Origin of the sequence: Flectobacillus sp. (assembly GCF_049240685.1) — a bacterium.
GTDB lineage: Bacteria > Bacteroidota > Bacteroidia > Cytophagales > Spirosomataceae > Flectobacillus.
This window is the reverse complement of the sequence record NZ_JBMLSD010000045.1, coordinates 1-1,925: the sequence shown is the minus strand read 5'-3', so window position 1 is coordinate 1,925 and position 1,925 is coordinate 1. Positions and strand designations below refer to the sequence as shown.

Annotated in this window: 2 protein-coding genes; both read right to left on the bottom strand. The window is 31.7% G+C overall.

Translation table 11 applies throughout. The annotated features are described in order from the left end of the window. Positions 1-189: 189 nt before the first annotated feature. Entirely contained in the window at positions 190-828 is a 639-nt protein-coding gene (locus ACOVQ4_RS02170) for a DUF3226 domain-containing protein (RefSeq protein ID WP_421819024.1), read from the bottom strand. After that, positions 828-1,793: an AAA family ATPase gene (locus ACOVQ4_RS02165; RefSeq protein WP_421819023.1), complete on the bottom strand. Its 966-nt coding sequence runs from the start codon at positions 1,791-1,793 to the stop codon at positions 828-830. Before ACOVQ4_RS02165 ends, ACOVQ4_RS02170 begins: the two co-directional genes overlap by 1 nt. Positions 1,794-1,925: the final 132 nt, after the last annotated feature.

Sequence of the window (1,925 nt, the reverse complement as noted above, 5' to 3'; positions counted from 1 at the left end):
GTAAAGTTTGTACGCTAGCAGTAGAGACGTAATACTTTACGTCTTGAGCCAAGTTAGCCATAGCCAATATCAAAAAAGCGGTCGAAAATTGATTTCGACCGCTTTTTTTGAATTTATAAAATCCTCCTAATCTCAATATTGGGGATGACTCATGTTTAGCTTGCTTTTGTGGAGACTGTTTGAGTTACTTCAATCAAACATAGCCAAAAAACCTTTTAATTCATTTAAAATAGGAGAATCTAAATCCCAGATATGAGATTTATGTTGAAGGCTGTATTCCAAAGTACAGTATCTCCCTGCTTGTTGTCTTTCTTGATGAGTGGCGGTATCATATTTGAGGTAATAATGAACCCAAAGTTTATCAAACTCCTTTTGGCTTACCTTTTCTGATAAACAATTTTGCCATTGTTGCAGACAGTCTGCATAAGGAGAAGGGTTTGTTTTTATTCGTGTAAGCAAACTTTCCAATTCTCCTGTTCCATCAATATTTACAAAATAACAAGCAATTTGTAGAGGAATTTCATCAATTGTTAAATCTATAAATAGTTGACTATCTGATAATTGTATATCAAAGCTTTCTTGTAAACATTCATTTACAAATGCTAATCTTTCTTCTTTTGTAAATGAGTCTTGGTCGATGATAATACCTAATTTCCCAAAAGGATTTTTGAGGAAACTAGTCTTTAAACTAGCTAAACGTCTTGTTAGCGCATCTTTATTTAATCCTCCTAAAATATCAACCGAAAACTCTTTGACTTCAACACCTTGTATTAAATATTCGATAAATGCTTTGTCGTCTTTTCCTTCTACTAAAATGATATTTTTCATTATTCTCCTCTGATAGGTATATTGGTTGCCAATTCATATTCAAGGGTAGTGATGTCATGTTTTATGCCAATTATTTGATTGGTTTTAGCGTGACGAGCCATTTCAAAATAGGCTCCTTCGCCTTCAAATTCCTCACAAACTTCTTCAAAAGCGGTAATCATTTCACGGCTATGAGTTGTAGCAAATAATTGAATATTATGATGTTTGCATAATTTGAAAAGCATTTGCCAAACTTCTTTTTGGGTGGTGTAATGGATGCCGTTTTCTATTTCATCTATCAGAAGATAGTTATATAAGGATTTTTTATAATTCAACATAATACTGATATAAAGTATAACCTTACCTATAGCATCACCATGATAGTTAATAGGCTGAAATATAGTTCCTTCCTTTTTTAGAAATAATGTATTTGGATAACTTCCGAATGTTCTAATTTCGGTAATGGTACTATCAATGATTTTTACACTATCTAATATTTCTTTGTCTAAACCTGTGATTTGAGCTTGGTCAAATAGTTGAACTAAATTTATAGAACTACTATTTTTTTTATCTGTCTTTTTAGGCTCATTAAGATTAAGTGTTGATAATTGTGGATATATTCTGTTCTTATCAAGAATTAATTTGACATCATTATTATGAATAAAGGTTTCTCCTGTTTTAACATCGTTAAACGAAATTTCGGGCTGATATTTAAAACCTATCTCTTCATTATTTACGGTAAATTTGAAGTTTATGGTTCCTAAATCTTGATTTTTCATTAAAGAGAAACCTGTGTTTTCTGTTCCTTCGTAACTACGAGTATCAATCGTTCCATTAGTATCCTGACTCAAACCAAAATACAAAGCCTCCAACAAACAAGTTTTTCCAGAGTTGTTCTTTCCAGTAATGACATTTATCCTTGAAAAACCTTTTATTTCGGTTTTATCAAAACATCTAAAATTCTCTATTGAAATATTTTGTATCATATCCTGTCAATTATTTTTCCAAATATACTCTATTCGGTCGAAAGCCAAATCTGCAATCCCAAAATCAAGAAAGCTCTTCCTTCAAAAACTTAGCCGTAAAACTACCTTTCACCTTAGCTACTTGCTCAGGTG

What these genes read in the sequence shown, in the direction of transcription:
- ACOVQ4_RS02165 (WP_421819023.1), bottom strand. Translation starts at nt 1,793, where the DNA reads ATGATACAAAATATTTCAATAGAGAATTTTAGATGTTTTGATAAAACC.
- ACOVQ4_RS02170 (WP_421819024.1), bottom strand. Translation starts at nt 828, where the DNA reads ATGAAAAATATCATTTTAGTAGAAGGAAAAGACGACAAAGCATTTATC.